Genomic DNA, 16,377 nt, shown 5'->3' on the forward strand with positions numbered 1-16,377 from the left:
ACCGGGCCCCCGGACCTTTGCGCTTCCTCCGCCCCCCTGCTATGGAGAGCCCATGTTTGCGCGGCGCATCATAGGGATTAGCGGCCCGGCTTCCGCCTGAGCCTGAAGGCTCGGCGCAAGACCGGGATTTCGTCGTTTCACCCGCGATTTTGCATCGCCATCCGTTCCCGCGCCCTTCCGAGCCAGTCAGCCTCATGTCCGAAAAGCCGCAAAAGTCCCAAAAGTCTGAAGCCAAGGACTATTCGAAGACCCTGTTCCTGCCGCAGACCGAATTCCCGATGCGCGCCGGGCTGCCGCAGCGCGAGCCGGAGATCCTCAAGCGCTGGTACGAGATCGGCCTCTACGAGAAGCTGCGCCAGAGTGCGAAGGGCCGCGCCAAGTTCGTGTTGCATGACGGCCCGCCCTACGCCAACGGCAACATCCATATCGGCACGGCGCTGAACAAGATCCTGAAGGATCTCGTCACCAAGAGCCAGCAGATGCTCGGCTTCGATTCCAACTACGTGCCGGGCTGGGACTGCCACGGCCTGCCGATCGAGTGGAAGGTCGAGGAGGAGCATTATCGCAAGAAGGGCAAGCAGAAGCCCGACTTCCGCGACAGCGCCGCGATGATCGATTTCCGTCGGGAGTGCCGCGCCTATGCCACGCACTGGCTCGGCGTGCAGCGCGAGGAGTTCAAGCGCCTCGGCGTGATCGGCGATTGGGACCATCCCTACGCCACCATGAGCTATCCGGCCGAAGCCCAGATCGCGCGCGAGCTGATGAAGTTTGCCGCAAACGGCACGCTCTATCGCGGCTCCAAGCCGGTGATGTGGAGCGTGGTCGAGAAGACCGCGCTGGCCGAAGCCGAGGTGGAGTACGAGGACCACACGTCCGATACGGTCTGGGTGAAATTCCCGGTGACCTCGCCCGCGCACGGTGCGCTCGCCTCGGCGAGCGTCGTGATCTGGACCACCACGCCCTGGACGCTGCCGGGCAATCGCGCCATCTCGTTCTCGCCGAAGATCGCTTATGGCCTCTACAAGGTGACGGACGCCCCCGCCGACAATTGGGCCAGGAACGGCGACCTCCTCATCCTCGCCGATGCGCTCGCGCAAGACGTCTTCAAGCAGGCGCGCGTGACGGCTTATGAGAAGGTCCGCGATGTCCCCGGCGACACCATGGACGCGATCGAGTGTGCCCATCCGCTCAAGGGCGTCGGCGGTGGCTACGACTTCATCGTGCCGCTGCTGCCTGGCGACCATGTCACCGACGACACCGGCACCGGCTTCGTGCACACGGCGCCCGGCCATGGCCGCGAGGACTTCGATGTCTGGATGGCAGAGGCGCGCGATCTCGACGCGCGCGGCATCAACACCGCCATCCCCTACACCGTCGACGAGAACGGCGCCTACACCGATCATGCGCCGGGCTTTGCCGGCAAGCGCGTCATCACCGACAAGGGCGAGAAGGGCGATGCCAACGAGGCCGTGATCAAGGCGCTCGTCGAGAAAGGCATGCTGCTCGCCCGCGGCCGGCTGAAGCATCAATATCCGCACTCCTGGCGCTCCAAGAAGCCGGTGATCTTCCGCAACACACCGCAATGGTTCATTGCGATGGACAAGGACATCGCGGTGGGCGGCAAGACGAAGAGCGGCGACACGCTGCGCGCCCGCGCGCTGCAGGCGATCTCGGTGACGCAATGGGTGCCGCCGTCCGGCGAGAACCGCATCAACGGCATGATCGAGGCACGCCCCGACTGGGTGATCTCGCGCCAGCGCGCCTGGGGGGTGCCGATCGCCGTGTTCGTGCGCGAGAAGGGCGACGGCTCCGCCGAGATCCTCCAGGACGAGGCCGTCAATGCGCGCATCGATGAAGCCTTCGAGAAGGAGGGCGCCGACGCCTGGTACGCGACCGGCGCGCGCGAGCGCTTCCTCGGGCCCCGCGCGAACGAAGACTGGCAGAAGGTCGACGACATTCTCGACGTTTGGTTCGATTCCGGCTCCACCCACGCTTTCGTGCTCGAAGATCCCGTGCAGTTTCCCGGGCTCGCCGGCATCAAGCGCAAGGTCGACGGCGGCGCCGACACGGTGATGTATCTGGAAGGCTCGGACCAGCATCGCGGCTGGTTCCACTCCTCGCTGCTGGAAAGCTGCGGCACGCGTGGCCGCGCGCCTTACGACATCGTGCTGACCCACGGCTTCACCCAGGCCGAGGACGGCCGCAAGATGTCGAAGTCGCTCGGCAACACCATCGAGCCGCAGGCCGTCATCAAGGAATCTGGCGCCGACATCTTAAGGCTCTGGGTCGCGTCGAGCGACTATACCGACGACCAGCGCATCGGCCCCGAGATCCTGAAGAACACCGTCGAGACTTATCGCAAGCTGCGCAACACCGTGCGCTGGATGCTGGGGACGCTGCATCATTACAAGCCGGCCGATGCAATCGCGCCGGCCGAGATGCCCGAGCTCGAGCGCTTGATGCTGCACGAGCTCTCAGGTCGCGCCGCCGCGATCGGCAAGGCCTACCGGGAGTTCGACTACAAGACCGTGGTCGCGATCCTGTCGGCCTTCCTGAACAGCGAGCTCTCCGCCTTCTACTTCGACATCCGCAAGGATACGCTGTATTGCGATCCGCCCTCGTCACTGACGCGCAAGGCGGCGCTGACGACCATCGACCTGTTGTGCGCTTCGATCCTGAAATGGCTGGCTCCGATCCTCAGCTTCACTGCTGAGGAGGCGTGGCGCATGTACCGGCCCGACGCCGAATCGTCCGTGCACCTAACGCTGTTCCCGACCGATCTCGAAGCCTTGCGCGACGACAAGCTCGCCGCGAAATGGGAGACGATCCGCAACGTGCGTCGCGTCGTCACCGGCGCACTCGAGCTGGAACGCGCCGCCAAGAACATCGGCTCCTCGCTCGAGGCATCGCCGGTAATCTATGTCGTCGATCGCGCCATGCTGGCGACCTTGTTCGACATCGATCTGGCTGAAGTCTGCATCACCTCGAACTACGAGGTGCGGGAGGGCGAGGCGCCGGCCTCGGCGTTCCGCCTCGATGCCGTCCCCGGCGTCGCGGTCGTGGTGGAGAAGGCGGTCGGCACCAAATGCGCCCGCTCCTGGAAGATCTCGCCGATGGTCGGCGAAGACGCCGAATACCCCGACGTCACCCCGCGCGACGCCAAGGCGCTGCGCGAATGGAAGGCGCTGGGGGTGAGCATCTGATCGGTCCGCCATGACCCCGCTCCGCGCCGGCATCCTCGCGGCCATGGTCACGCTCGTGGCCGACCAGGCCTCGAAGCTCTGGCTGTTGAACGTGTTCGACCTCGCCCGTCGCGGCGCAGTGCGGGTGACGCCGTTCTTCGACCTGGTGCTGGCCTGGAATATCGGCATCAGCTTCGGCTGGCTCCAGAACGACAGCCAGGCCGCGCAGCTCGCGCTGATGGCCGTCAAAGTGATCGCGGTGGTTGCGCTGGCGATCTGGATGGCCCGCTCGCACACCATGCTCGCGACCGTCGCGCTCGGTCTGATCATCGGCGGCGCCATCGGCAACGGCATCGACCGCCTGGCCTATGGCGCGGTGGTGGATTTCGCCCTGTTCCACATCGAGATCGCCGGAAATACCTATAATTGGTATGTGTTTAACCTCGCGGACGTGGCCATCGTTGCTGGGGTGGCAGCGCTATTGTATGATTCCTTCCTGGGGGTACCCGCCGCAAAAGCGCCCTGATCCCGGCCGATACGGACCGGCAGCTGGAACCCGGCTTTTGCAAGGGTCAAGCCGCGTGTGGGCGGCAATCTGCTACAATATGAAACAGGTACGGTGATGCGCAGCTCGAAGACCAGCGGTTCGATGGTTCGGGGCTCCCAATCGGGGGGCTGGCGGGCACTGAAATTGGCCGCCGTCGCGCTCGGCATCGGCCTCGTCATGTCGACCGGTGGCGCCCGTGCTGCCGACGATGACGACGACGACGACATGACCTTCGAAGAGAAGCTCATCGACAACCTGATGACCGGCCTTGGCGCCCGGAGCATGGAAAAACCCGGCATCGAATACCGCGAGCGTTCGCCGCTGGTCGTGCCGCCCAAGCTCGACCTGCCGCCGCCTGCCGCCGCCGAAGCCGCGGCTGCGCCGAACTGGCCGAAGGACCCCGACGAGAAGCGCCGCAAGGAGGCCATCGCCCAGCGGAAGAAGTCCGGTAACAAGGCAACGGAGTACTGGAAGAACGCCCAGCCGCTGTCGCCCGCCGAGTTGAACGCCCATAGGACGGCCGCCGCCGAAAAGACCGGCAATGACCCGGTCCAGCCGGGCACCAACGTGGCCAATCCGACGATGAGCCCTGCCGAACTCGGATATACCGGAGGGCTGTGGAAACTCTTCAAAGGGAACGGGCCCGAGTCCAAGCAGTTTACGTCGGAACCGCCACGCCAATCGCTGGTGGAGCCGCCGCCGGGATATCAGACGCCGTCGCCGAACTACGCCTACGGCGCCGGCCCGGATAATTCGAAGCGGACCTATTTCGACGTCCGATCCGGCAAGGAAAAGGAACAATAGCGTTCCTGTCCTGTCGCGACATTCTGACCCACGCGAAGCGAGGGTCGGGCGGCGCATGTCCGCCCACCTCGTTCAAAATTGCTTATCAGTAACTTGCCTAAGCGTTGAGTTCTCTGCTTCGTGACGCGAAGCCTCAGCCGCACGGTGTAGCCTGCCGTGCCCTCCGAGCCGGAGATCCGGGCTCGGCACCTCACAACCAGGGATCATGATGTCCTCTTACCGATCGGCTGCCTGCCTCCTTGCCGCGCTGCTTTCGACGAGTGTCCTTTCGGCCGGCGCCGCCCTTGCCCAGACCACGGTGACATCGGCTCCGCCCGCCAGCTTCACGCTCGCCAACGGCATGCAGGTCGTGGTGATCCCGGACCGCCGCACCCCCGTTGTCACCGAGATGATCTGGTACAAAGTCGGCTCGGCCGATGAGACGCCCGGCAAGTCCGGCCTCGCGCACTTCCTCGAGCACCTGATGTTCAAGGGCACCGCGAAGCATCCGGCAGGCGAATTCTCCCAGACCGTGCTGCGTGTCGGCGGCAACGAGAACGCTTCGACCTCGGTCGACTACACCAACTACTATCAGCGCGTGCCGAAAGAGCAGCTGCCGACCATGATGGAGTTCGAGGCCGACCGCATGACAGGCCTCGTCCTCAAGGACGAGAACGTGCTGCCCGAGCGCGACGTCGTGCTCGAAGAGTACAACATGCGCGTCGCCAACAATCCGGATGCGCGGTTGAACGAGCAGATCATGGCCGCGCTCTATCTCAACCATCCCTACGGGCGGCCGGTGATCGGCTGGCATCAGGAGATCGAGAAGCTCGATCGCGAGGATGCGCTCGCCTTCTATCGTCGCTTCTACGCGCCGAACAACGCGATCCTGGTGATCGCCGGCGACGTCGACGCCGCCGAAATCCGCCCGCTGGTCGAGCGCAATTTCGGCTCGATCCCCGCGCAGCCCGCGATCCCGGCGCGGCGCGTTCGTCCGCAGGAGCCGGAGCCCGCCGCCCCGCGCACCGTCACGCTGGCCGACCCGCGCGTCGAGCAGCCGAACATGCGGCGCTATTATCTCGTGCCCTCGGCGACCACGGCCGCGGCCGGCGAGAGCGCGGCCCTCGATGTGCTGGCGCAGCTGATCGGCAGCGGCAGCAATTCCTATCTCTACCGTGCCCTCGTGGTCGACAAGCCGCTCGCGGTCTCCGCCAGCGCCAGCTATTCGAGCATCTCGCTCGACCCGACCCAGTTCGCGATCTCGGCTGCACCGAAACCCGGCGTCAGTTTTTCGGAGGTCGAGCAGGCGGTCGACGGGGTCCTCGCCAACGTCGCGCAGAACCCGATCCGCGCCGAGGATCTGGAGCGGGTCAAAACCCAGCTCATTGCCGAAGCGATCTACGCCCAGGACAACCAGGCTGTGCTGGCGCGCTGGTACGGCGGCGCGCTGACCACCGGCCTGTCGATCGAGGACATCAGGAGCTGGCCCGATCGCATCCGCGCCGTCACCGCCGAGCAGGTTCGCGCCGTTGCGCAGAAATGGCTCGAGAAGAAGCGCTCGGTGACGGGCTACCTGATCAAGGACACTGCAACCGCCAAGCGCGAGGAGAAGCGCTCGTGACCTATTCCTTCGTTCGCCGCATTGCATTCTCCGTTGCCGCCGGCGCGGTCCTCGCATTCTCTGCGGTCTCGCCGTCGCAGGCCGCCGCAAAGATCCAGCACCTGATCTCGCCGGGCGGCATCGAAGCCTGGTTCGTGCAGGACGCAACCGTGCCGCTGATTGCCATGGAATATTCCTTCGCCGGGGGCTCGGCGGAGGACCCCAAGGACAAGCCGGGCGTTGCCAATCTGGTCGGCTCTCTCCTCGACGAAGGCTCAGGCGATCTCGATTCCAAGACGTTCCATGAACGGCTCGACCGCCGCGCCATCGAGCTGTCCTTCAACGCCACCCGCGACACCCTCCGGGGCAGCCTTCGCATGCTGCGCGACAACAAGGACGAGGCCTTCGACCTGCTCAGGATGGCGCTGACCTCGCCGCATTTCGACACGGCCGACGTCGAACGCATCCGCTCGCAGGTCATCTCGGGCCTGCGCCGCGAGACCACCAATCCGACCTCGCTGGCGAGCCGCAAGTTTCTGGAGCTCGCGTTCGGCGATCACCCCTACAGCCGGCAGAGCAACGGCAACCTCGACAGCGTGCCGACCATCACAATTGCCGACCTGAGGAATTATGTCGGCCGTGTCCTCGCCAGGGATGGCCTCAAGATTGCGGTCGTCGGCGACGTCGATCCGGCTACGCTCGGAAAGCTGCTCGACCACACCTTCGGCAGCCTGCCCGCCAAAGCCAATCTGACGCCAGTTCCCGACGTCGAGGCTGCAAAGCCGCCGCAACGCGCCTTCGTGACCCTCGACGTGCCGCAGACGGTGATCACCTTCGGCGGACCCGGCGTGAAGCGGAGTGATCCGAGCTTCATGGCGGCCTACGTCGTCAACCACATCCTCGGCGGCGGCGGCCTATCGTCCCGGCTCTATCGCGAGGTGCGCGAGAAGCGCGGACTGGCCTATTCGGTGTACGAGTCGCTGCTCTGGATGCAGCACTCGGCGATTTTCATCGGCAATACCGGCACCCGCGCCGACCGCGCCGGCGACACCATCGAGGCCATCGAACAGGAGGTGCGCCGCATCGCCGAGGAGGGCCCGACGCAGAAGGAGCTCGATGAGGCCAAGTCCTATCTCAAGGGCTCGCAGATGCTGGCGCTCGACACCTCGTCCAAGCTGGCACAGGCGCTGCTGCAATATCAGCAAGACAAGCTGCCGATCGACTATATCGAGAAGCGCAACGCCATCGTCGACGCCGTGACGCTGGACGATGCCAAGGCGGCCGCCAAGCGGCTCTGGGGCCAGGGGCTGCTGACCGTCGTCGTCGGCCGGGCCCCGCAGGCCGCCGTGCAACCGGCGGCTGCACCGGCGACGAAGTCGAACTGATCTCTTTTCTCGACGTTTCCGGCCATTTGCGTTTCACGGCAGCGCCATTGCTGACGACGGATGTCCGCGGTATGTCCTGACATCACGAATGGTGCCAGCATGCTGCGGATATCCCGCGATCTCGTCATCGACGAGGACGACATCGAGATCGGCTTTGTCCGCGCCTCCGGCCCGGGCGGGCAGAACGTCAACAAGGTCGCGACCTCCGCGCAGCTGCGCTTCGACACGCGCAAGCTGACCTTGCCCGAGGACGCGGCGCTGCGCCTTGCCCGCATTGCCGGCCAGCGCATGACCAAGGACGGCGTGATCGTGATCCACGCTCAGCGCTTTCGCACTCAGGAGCGCAACCGTCAGGATGCCATCGACCGTCTCGTCGAGATCCTCAAGGAGGCCATGGTCCGGCCGACGCCTCGCCGTGCGACGCGGCCGACCTTCGCCTCCAAGCAGCGCCGGCTCGAGGGCAAGAAACGCCGCAGCGACATCAAGGCCGGCCGCGGCCGGAGCTTCGACGATTGATGCGAAAAACCTCCGGTCGCGCGAGCGACCGGAGATTTGCCGTTCGCGAGCTGGCGTCAGTAGCGCTTGCCGGCGGCAGCACCGCCGGTCGCCGCATCGTCTGCGGTGCCCTTGCGCGTCGCGCTGCCGGTGGTCCCGACGGACCCCTTCGTGCCTTTGCCCGACTTCATGCCGACCTTCTCGCCGGCTGCGCCCTGCTGTGCACCGAGATCCTCATCCTCGCTGCCTGACGCGCCGCCTTGCATGGGCTTGCTTTGTACGGTGCCGCCAGGCCTCGTCCCAGACGAGGTGCCTTGGGCGAGAACGGGCGTTGCAACGAGGGCCGCGAGAGCGCAAGCGATCGCAGAGGTCTTCACCAACTTCATCCATTTCTCCTGGAATGTCGCGATGAACCGTTCGGCTGCCTTCTGCACCGTTCGCCTGCACCGGACCGGTTCATCGCGAAGAGAGTTCGAACGGCGCGGTGTGATGCAAGCCGCGTCGTGTGGTGATCGTTTAGGGTTTTCGCGGCGCTTTCGCGGAATTGTGCTCCTCATATGCGGCGGCGCGGAACATGCCAAGCATTCCCGACGGACGACGCGCGCCGAAAATGTCCCCCATTTCGGGTGTGGGAAGCTCGACCTGACCCATGCATTTGTCGCTGCGCGGCATTAGACTTGAGAATATTCGCCGAGTGAGCCTCATGCCCGTCCGCCAGCTGCCAGAACAGGTCGTCAACCGCATCGCCGCCGGCGAGGTGGTCGAACGTCCGGCGAGCGTGGTCAAGGAGCTGGTCGAGAACGCTATCGATGCCGGCGCGAGCCGCATCGACGTCTTCACCGACGGCGGCGGGCGGCGGCGAATCGGCATCACCGACGACGGCAGCGGCATGATCGCAAAAGACCTTGCGCTCGCCGTCGAGCGCCATGCCACCTCCAAGCTCGACGACGAGGACCTGCTGCAGATCCGCACCCTCGGGTTTCGCGGCGAGGCCCTGCCCTCAATCGGCTCGGTGGCGCGCCTCTCCATCACCACGCGGCACGCCAGCGAGCCGCACGCCTGGGCGTTGTCGGTCGAGGGCGGCGAGAAGTCCGGGATCATGCCGGCGGCGCTGGCGCATGGCACGCGCGTCGAGGTTGGCGACCTCTTCTACGCGACGCCGGCGCGGCTCAAGTTTCTGAAAACTGACCGCACCGAAGCGGAAGCCATCCGCGAAGTGGTACGGCGCCTCGCGATGGCGCGGCCCGACATCGCCTTCACGCTCGCCGGCGAGGAGCGCGCACCGGTGACCTGGACCGCGGCGCTGCCCGGCGCGGCCGGACGGCTGACTCGGCTTGGCGACATCCTCGGCGCCGAGTTCCGCAGCCACGCCATCGAGGTCCATGCCGAGCGCGAGGGCGTCGTGGTCGCCGGCTATGCTGCGGCTCCCGCGCTGACCAAGGCCAACGCACTCGGCCAATATCTCTTCGTCAACGGCCGGCCGGTGCGCGACAAGCTCATTCTCGGCGCCGTGCGCGCGGCCTATTCCGACTATCTGCCGCGCGACCGCCATCCGGTGCTTGCGCTGTTCGTCACGCTCGATCCGCGCGAGGTCGATGCCAATGTGCATCCGGCCAAGACCGAGGTGCGCTTCCGCAATGCCGGCCTCGTCCGCGCGCTGATCGTGCATGGCTTGAAGGAAGCGCTGGCGCGCGAGGGCCGCCGCACCGCCGCCAATAGCGGCGAGAGCGCGCTGTCCTCGTTCCGCCCAGCCTTCACGCCGCCACGTCCGGCAAGCTGGGACTGGCGCGCCTCGCCAGCCGCCCCGGTGGCGCCGATGCCGTCGTTCGAAGGCGCCGCCGCGCCCGCCTTCGCCGAGCGTGCGCAGGCTGCCTTCGACGTCGGCGCGCCCAGTGCTGACGTGCGGATCGAGAGCCAACCCGCCGGCGATCTCGTCGATCGCCCGCTCGGCGCGGCGCGCACGCAGATCCACGAGACCTACATCGTCTCGCAGACCCGCGACGGCCTGATCATCGTCGACCAGCACGCCGCGCATGAGCGCATCGTCTACGAGCGGCTGAAGGCCTCGCTCGCCGCCAACGGCGTGCAGCGGCAGATCCTGCTGATCCCCGAGATCGTCGAGATGGATGAGGCCACTGTGGAGCGCCTGCTGGAGCGCAGCGAGGAGCTGGCATCGTTCGGCCTTGCCATCGAATCCTTCGGCCCCGGCGCGGTCGCGGTGCGCGAGACGCCGTCGCTGCTCGGCAAGACCAATGCCGGCGGCCTGTTGCGCGATCTTTCCGAGCACATGGCCGAATGGGACGAGGCGCTGCCGCTCGAACGCCGCCTGATGCACGTCGCCGCCACCATGGCCTGCCACGGCTCGGTGCGCGCCGGCCGCCGGCTGCGGCCGGAGGAGATGAACGCGCTGCTCCGCGAGATGGAGGACACGCCGAACTCCGGCCAGTGCAATCACGGCCGGCCGACCTATGTCGAGCTGAAGCTGAGCGACGTGGAGAAGCTGTTCGGGCGGCGGTGACGGTGCCGTAGGGTGGATTAGCCGAAGGCGTAATCCACCTCTTCTGCGTCCGCAGTGAGAGACAGTGGCGGATTACGCTTTGCTAATCCGCCCTACGCAAGAACACAAACTCCGTGTCGTCATAGGCGCGCCGCTCCAGCTCCTCGAAACCTTCAGGCGTCACGAACTGCGCGGCCTTCGCCTCTTCCACCACGAGCAGCGCGCCGGGCGTGAGCCAGCCGCCGTCGCGAAGGCTCGCGAGCGCCTTCTCGGCAAAGCCCTTGCCATAGGGCGGATCGAGGAACACCAGCGAGAACGGCTCGACGGGATGCGCGGGGCCGAGATCGGTCGCATCGCGGCGATACACCTTGGTGACGCCGCCGAGGCCGAGCGCCTCGACATTGTTGCGCAACAGCGCACGCGCCTCCGCGCCGTTGTCCACGAACAGCGTGAACTTCGCCCCGCGCGAGGCCGCCTCGATGCCGAGCGCGCCGGTGCCGGCGAAGAGATCGAGCACGCGCGCATCCGCAATCGGATCGTCATAGGCGTGAACGAGGATGTTGAACACGGACTCGCGCAACCGGTCCGCCGTCGGGCGGATGTCACGCGAAGACGGTGAGGCGAGATTGCGCCCCTTCAAACGACCGCCGACGACGCGCAACGTCAATCCTCCCGCGGCGTCAGGTCACGCTTGCCGTGATAGCCGCGCTTGGGACGGCGCGGCGGGCCGTAGCCGCTCGCCTCCATCTCGTTGCGCTCGCGCGCCTCCTCGCTGCCGGTGCGCTGCACCAGTACGCGGCGGCCCTTGCGGTCGCTGATCACCGCGCGCTTGCTGGCGGGCTTCTTCTCGCTGGTCGCGTCGTCGACGCGCGAAGATGACTTCGAGGGCGCGTCGAACTGCGCGCCCGACTTCTCGATCACCTTGTCGCCGAGCTGCTCGCGCAGCACGCGCGCGCGGATCTCCTCGACCTGGCCTTCCGGAATCTCGCCGAGCTGGAACGGGCCGTAGGAGACGCGGATCAGCCGGTTCACCTCGAGGCCGAGATGGGCGCAGACATTGCGCACCTCGCGGTTCTTGCCCTCGCGGATCGCGAACACCAGCCAGACATTGGCGCCCTGGTCGCGCTCCAGCGTGGCCTCGATCGGACCATACTTGACGCCCTCGATCTCGATGCCGTTCTTGAGCTGGTCGAGCTGCGCCTGGGTGACGTCGCCATGGGCGCGGACGCGGTAGCGGCGCAGCCAGCCGGTGTCGGGCAGCTCGAGCGTGCGCGCGAGGCCGCCATCGTTGGTGAGCAGCAGCAAGCCCTCGGTGTTGAAGTCGAGCCGGCCGACGCTGATCAGGCGCGGCAGGCCTTCGGGCAGATTGTCGAACACGGTCGGACGGCCCTCGGGGTCGTCATGCGTCGTCATCAGCCCGCGCGGCTTGTGGTAGAGGAAAAGCCGCGTGCGCTCGCGCTCCGGCAACGGCTTGCCGTCGACCATGACGACGTCGTTCTTGGTGACGTCGAGCGCCGGCGAGTTGATCACGCGGCCATTCACGGTGACGCGGCCCTGCGTGACCATCTCCTCGGCATCGCGGCGCGAGGCAAGCCCGGCGCGAGCCAGCACCTTGGCGATGCGCTCGCCGGCCTTCTTCGGCTTCGGCGCCTCGTCGCGGCGCGGCCGGCCCCCGAAATCACGATCGCGCTCGCGATAGGCGCCGCGGCCGCCGAAGGCGGGACGCTTCTCGAAAATCCTGCTGTCGTCCTCGTTGTCGCGGCGCGGACGATCGCGGAAGCGGCCCTCATTGCGCGGATGCTCCTGCCAGTCCATGCGGCCTTCGGGGCGCTGGCGTGGGCGATCGAACTTCGGACGGTCACCGCGTTCGCTGTCGCGGTCACGGGGCCGATCGAATGTCGGCCGCTCGCGGAACGGGCGGTCACCGGATGCGCGGTCGTCGCGCGAACGAGAGAAACGCGGACGGTCATCGCCACGGCCGCCCTCACGGCGATCGTCGCGCTGACGCCAGGGCTTCTCGTCGCCGCGATCACGGCCGCCGAAATCCTTGTCGAAGCTCTTGCGCGGGCGATCACCGCGTGGTGCGCGATCACCGCGATCGAAATTCGGGCGGTCGCCGCGCGGCTTGAAGCTGCGTTCGCCACGGTCCTCGCGCGGCCCGCGGTCGCGTTGGCGATCCCCACGGTCGCGTCCGCGATCCGGCCCGCCTCGCGAAAATTTCCGTTCGCCGTCGAACTTGCGCTCTGGACGGTCGCCGCGCGGCGCGTAGGGCTTCTTGTCGCCGAACTTCCTGTCGCTGGAGCGGCCGGCCGAGCGTGCATCGTCGCGATCCCTGCGCGGCGGACGATCGTCACGACCAAATGACGGACGATCGCCGCGCGGCTTGAAGCTGCGCTCGCCGCGCCCCTCGCTGCCGCGGTCGTCGCGCTTGAAGCGGGGACGGTCACTGAAATCGCGGCGCGGTGCGTCACCTTCCTCGCGGCGGCGGAATGGACGGCTGTCACGGTCGCCACGGGGCGGGCGGCTGTCGCGCTCGCGCTTACCCTCGCCCTTGCCCTCGAAGCCGCGCTTGGCGAATTTCTTCTCTGGCCCGCGCGGCTTGCCGCTACGGCCTTTGGCCGGGCCTCGCCGGCCGCGGGAATCGTTGTCTTTGTCGCTGTCGCGAGGCATGACTAATCTCACTTAAGGGGTGGCGCGAGCATTGTGCGCGCTCGCTGCGAGCCGCATGCTCAGGCAAAATCGGTATCCACTCTTGCTGAAGGCGGAGCTAGTAGCAGGTTTCTGGCGATGATACGAGGCATGAAAGCCCCTTCTTTCATGGATTTGGCGCTTCTGGCGGCTGAAACTGCCGGAAAATCGGGCGAAGTTCCTGTTGGCTGCGTGGTGGTCCGCGATCACGAGGTGATCGCCACCGGCGCCAACCGGACGCTGACCGACCATGATCCGACCGCCCATGCCGAGATCATCGCGCTGCGCGCGGCCGCCGCGAAGATCGGCAGCGAGCGCCTGGTCGACTGCGACCTCTACGTGACGCTGGAGCCCTGCACCATGTGTGCGGGCGCGATCTCGTTTGCAAGGGTGAGGCGGCTCTATTACGGCGCGGCCGACCCCAAGGGCGGCGCGGTGGACTCGGGTGTGCGGTTCTTTGCCTCGCCGACCTGCCACCACGCGCCGGACGTCTATTCCGGCGTCGGCGAGAGCGAGGCGGCGCGGCTGCTGAAGGAGTTCTTTCGCGAGCGGCGGTAGGTTGGAGTCGCGTAGCCCGGATGGAGCGAAGCGCAATCCGGGACAGTCTCGCGGCGAGGAGAGAATCCCGGATTTCGCTGCGCTCCATCCGGGCTACAAGATCGTCAGGCCAAGAAGAACTCGCGCAGCGCCCTCGCTGTCACATCGGGATTCTCCTCCGTGAGGAAGTGCCCCGAATCCACCGGCATGCCGTCGACGTTGGTGGCCCATTGTGTCCACGTCTCCAGCGGCGTCGCGGCGGCCTGGGCGATGCCGGCATTGCCCCACAGCGCCAGCATCGGAATGGTGATCTTCTTGCCGGCCTCGAAATCGGCCTTGTCGAGGTCGTAGTCGAAATAGGCGCCGGCGCGGTAATCCTCGCACATCGCGTGGATGCGGGCGGGATCGCGGAACGGGGCGAGGTAGTGCTCGAGCGCGCGCGGGTCGATCGCGTCCAGCGTCTTCGACTTGGTCTGGCTCGCCATCTTGAAGCGCAGGAAGAACTCGCCTTGGCCTGCGATCAGCGTCTCCGGCAGCGGATAGGGCTGCGCCAGGAAGGTCCAGTGATAGATCTTCAAGGCGTAGGCGCGGTTCATCCGCTCCCAGTAATTATAGGTCGGCAGGATATCGAGCACGGCGAGCTTCGACAGCCGGCCGGGATGGTCGAGCGCGAGGCGATACGACACGCGGCCGCCGCGGTCGTGGCCGGCGAGCGCGAAGTGCACGTGGCCGAGGCGCTCCATCACCTCGACCATGGCTTTCGCCATGGCGCGCTTAGAGTAGGGGATGTGCAGCGCATCGCTCGCGGGCATGTCGGACCAACCGTAGCCCGGCAGATCGGCGATGATCAGCGTGAACGCTTCCGCGAGCTCGGGCGCCACCTGGTGCCACATCACGTGGGTCTCGGAGAAGCCGTGCAGGAGCAGCAGCGGCGGGCCCTTGCCGCCGACGCGGGCGAAGATGCGGCCGAACGAGGTGTCGATCCATTCGGCGGCAAAGCCCGGATAGAGGTCGGCGAGATCGGACATCTTTTTGCATCCTTGTTGGCCGGTCGCGGGGCCGCTCGACAAAAAGTGTCGAAAACAACCCCATGCACAGTACCGGTATTATCATCGGGGCAACTAACCCCAACAGACGATTGCATATTCTGGAGTGTAGATGTGGCGGCGCGGTGACGCGAACCTCGCGATTCCGGATCGGCGCTTTTACGCGCCGTCCCGGGAATGACGCGCTAATTTTTGGCCTTTTCCGCCTCCACCGCCTGCCAGCCGATGTCGCGGCGGCAGAAGCCGTCCGGCCAGTCGATGCGGTCGACGGCCTGATAGGCGCGCGCCTGCGCTTCCGTCACGGTCGCCCCCAGCGCGCAGACATTGAGCACGCGGCCGCCATTGGCGAGGATCGCGCCGTCCTTGGCCACCGTGCCGGCGTGGAAGATCTCGACGGTGTCGACCTTGGCCGCCTCCTCCAGCCCGCCAATGCGCGTGCCCTTCTGATAGTCGCCGGGATAGCCCTTCGCCGCCATCACCACGGTCAGCGCGGATTCCTTGTGCCAGCGCAGGTCGAAATGCTTCAGCTCCCCGTCGCAGGCGGCGAGCAGCGCCGGCACGATGTCGCTCATCATGCGCAGCATCAAGACCTGGCACTCGGGATCGCCGAAGCGCACGTTGAACTCGAACAGCTTTGGCCCCTGTGTCGTCAGCATGATGCCGGCATAGAGCACGCCGCGGAACGGCGTGCCGCGCTGCTTCATGCCAGCGACCGTCGGCAGGATGATTTTGGCCATGATCGCGTCGTGGATGGCGGGCGTGACCAGCGGCGTCGGCGAATAGGCGCCCATGCCGCCGGTGTTCGGGCCGACGTCGTGGTCGAACACGCGCTTGTGGTCCTGGGCGGAGGCGAGCGGGATCGCCGTCTCGCCGTCGCACAGCGCAAAGAAGCTGATCTCGCGGCCGGGCAGAAACTCCTCGATCACGACCTCAGCGCCGGCCTCGCCGAAGGCGCCCTCGAACATCATGGCGATGGCGTCCTCGGCCTCGCGCACGGTTTTCGCAACGACGACGCCCTTGCCGGCGGCAAGGCCGTCGGCCTTGACCACGATCGGCGCGCCCTGGCTCTGCACATAGGCGCGCGCGTCATCGGCATTGGTGAATCGCTTGTAGGCGCCGGTCGGAATGCCGAACTCGGTGCACAGCGCCTTGGTGAACCCCTTGGAGCTTTCGAGCTGGGCCGCCACCTTGCTCGGGCCGAACGCCTTGATGCCGGCTTTGGTGAGATCATCGACGATGCCGGCCGCCAGCGGCGTCTCCGGCCCGACCACCACGAGCTCGACCACGTTCTGCTTGCAGAAGTCGATCACGGCGCCATGGTCGGCGACATCGAGCGCCACGCATTCCGCCTCCCTGGCGATGCCGGCATTGCCGGGCGCGCACCAGAATTTGGTCACCAGGGGAGAGGCCGCGATCTTCCACGCCAGAGCATGTTCGCGGCCGCCGGAACCGAGCAGGAGAATGTGCATCGAAGGCTCAGGATGAGGGGTTTTTGCTGGGGGCGGAGGTCGCACGAATCGGGGTGGGTGTGAAGGGGGTGTTGCCCCGAACTCCCCGTGATTCAAGGCCCACCGACCTAGGAAGGAGCCGGCATTCACTCGGGCTACAAGTGCCTTC

Annotated in this window: 13 protein-coding genes; 8 read left to right on the plus strand and 5 right to left on the minus strand. The window is 66.5% G+C overall.

What is annotated here, in order from left to right; translation table 11 throughout:
* Window positions 1–194 precede the first annotated feature (194 nt).
* The 6 genes from ileS to arfB all read left to right on the plus strand — a co-directional run bounded on the left by ileS (window position 195) and on the right by arfB (window position 8,013).
* On the plus strand, window positions 195–3,203 hold the full coding sequence (gene ileS, locus ACTEK7_RS24680) for an isoleucine--tRNA ligase (RefSeq protein ID WP_225147362.1): 3,009 nt from the start codon (window positions 195–197) through the stop codon (window positions 3,201–3,203).
* 10 nt (window positions 3,204–3,213) lie between these two features.
* The gene (gene lspA / locus ACTEK7_RS24685) at window positions 3,214–3,708 is read left to right on the plus strand and encodes a signal peptidase II (protein WP_036027098.1); all 495 of its coding nucleotides are present in this window, start codon (window positions 3,214–3,216) and stop codon (window positions 3,706–3,708) included.
* A 96-nt stretch (window positions 3,709–3,804) separates the two neighbouring features.
* Window positions 3,805–4,533, plus strand: a complete 729-nt coding sequence (locus tag ACTEK7_RS24690) for a hypothetical protein (protein WP_057027658.1) — start codon at window positions 3,805–3,807, stop codon at window positions 4,531–4,533.
* A gap of 205 nt (window positions 4,534–4,738) precedes the next feature.
* Window positions 4,739–6,133, plus strand: a complete 1,395-nt coding sequence (locus ACTEK7_RS24695) for a M16 family metallopeptidase (RefSeq protein WP_370057809.1) — start codon at window positions 4,739–4,741, stop codon at window positions 6,131–6,133.
* Window positions 6,130–7,497 carry a M16 family metallopeptidase gene (locus ACTEK7_RS24700; protein ID WP_036009252.1) on the plus strand — a complete coding sequence of 456 codons (1,368 nt, stop codon included), beginning with the start codon at window positions 6,130–6,132 and terminating at the stop codon, window positions 7,495–7,497. The genes ACTEK7_RS24695 and ACTEK7_RS24700 overlap by 4 nt, the downstream gene beginning before the upstream one ends.
* Before the next feature lie 99 nt (window positions 7,498–7,596).
* On the plus strand, window positions 7,597–8,013 hold the full coding sequence (gene arfB / locus ACTEK7_RS24705; RefSeq protein ID WP_027575820.1) for an alternative ribosome rescue aminoacyl-tRNA hydrolase ArfB: 417 nt from the start codon (window positions 7,597–7,599) through the stop codon (window positions 8,011–8,013).
* 56 nt (window positions 8,014–8,069) lie between these two features.
* Here the strand turns inward: arfB and ACTEK7_RS24710 are convergent, their stop codons facing one another.
* Window positions 8,070–8,378: a hypothetical protein gene (locus tag ACTEK7_RS24710; RefSeq protein WP_036027161.1), complete on the minus strand. Its 309-nt coding sequence runs from the start codon at window positions 8,376–8,378 to the stop codon at window positions 8,070–8,072.
* A 317-nt stretch (window positions 8,379–8,695) separates the two neighbouring features.
* Here ACTEK7_RS24710 and mutL point away from each other — a divergent pair, with 317 nt between their 5' ends.
* A complete protein-coding gene (mutL, locus tag ACTEK7_RS24715) occupies window positions 8,696–10,510 on the plus strand; it encodes a DNA mismatch repair endonuclease MutL (protein ID WP_225147361.1) in 1,815 nt (604 codons plus the stop codon).
* A gap of 82 nt (window positions 10,511–10,592) precedes the next feature.
* Here the strand turns inward: mutL and rsmD are convergent, their stop codons facing one another.
* Together rsmD and ACTEK7_RS24725 are read right to left on the minus strand one after the other, a co-directional pair.
* Window positions 10,593–11,150 carry a 16S rRNA (guanine(966)-N(2))-methyltransferase RsmD gene (rsmD, locus tag ACTEK7_RS24720; protein ID WP_225147360.1) on the minus strand — a complete coding sequence of 186 codons (558 nt, stop codon included), beginning with the start codon at window positions 11,148–11,150 and terminating at the stop codon, window positions 10,593–10,595.
* 2 nt (window positions 11,151–11,152) lie between these two features.
* Window positions 11,153–13,159 carry a pseudouridine synthase gene (locus ACTEK7_RS24725; protein ID WP_225147359.1) on the minus strand — a complete coding sequence of 669 codons (2,007 nt, stop codon included), beginning with the start codon at window positions 13,157–13,159 and terminating at the stop codon, window positions 11,153–11,155.
* 117 nt (window positions 13,160–13,276) lie between these two features.
* On the opposite strand from ACTEK7_RS24725, the gene tadA reads away from it, so the two are divergent.
* Window positions 13,277–13,735 (plus strand): tRNA adenosine(34) deaminase TadA, encoded by a 459-nt coding sequence (gene tadA / locus ACTEK7_RS24730; protein ID WP_225147358.1) that lies wholly within the window; start codon window positions 13,277–13,279, stop codon window positions 13,733–13,735.
* 104 nt (window positions 13,736–13,839) lie between these two features.
* On the opposite strand, the gene ACTEK7_RS24735 is transcribed toward tadA, so the two are convergent.
* Both ACTEK7_RS24735 and purD read right to left on the minus strand, forming a co-directional pair.
* Window positions 13,840–14,742: an alpha/beta fold hydrolase gene (locus tag ACTEK7_RS24735; protein ID WP_225147357.1), complete on the minus strand. Its 903-nt coding sequence runs from the start codon at window positions 14,740–14,742 to the stop codon at window positions 13,840–13,842.
* Window positions 14,743–14,945: 203 nt separating this feature from the next.
* Entirely contained in the window at window positions 14,946–16,229 is a 1,284-nt protein-coding gene (gene purD, locus ACTEK7_RS24740; RefSeq protein ID WP_225147356.1) for a phosphoribosylamine--glycine ligase, read from the minus strand.
* Window positions 16,230–16,377 lie beyond the last annotated feature (148 nt).

Source organism: Bradyrhizobium sp. JHI2711 (assembly GCF_056156565.1).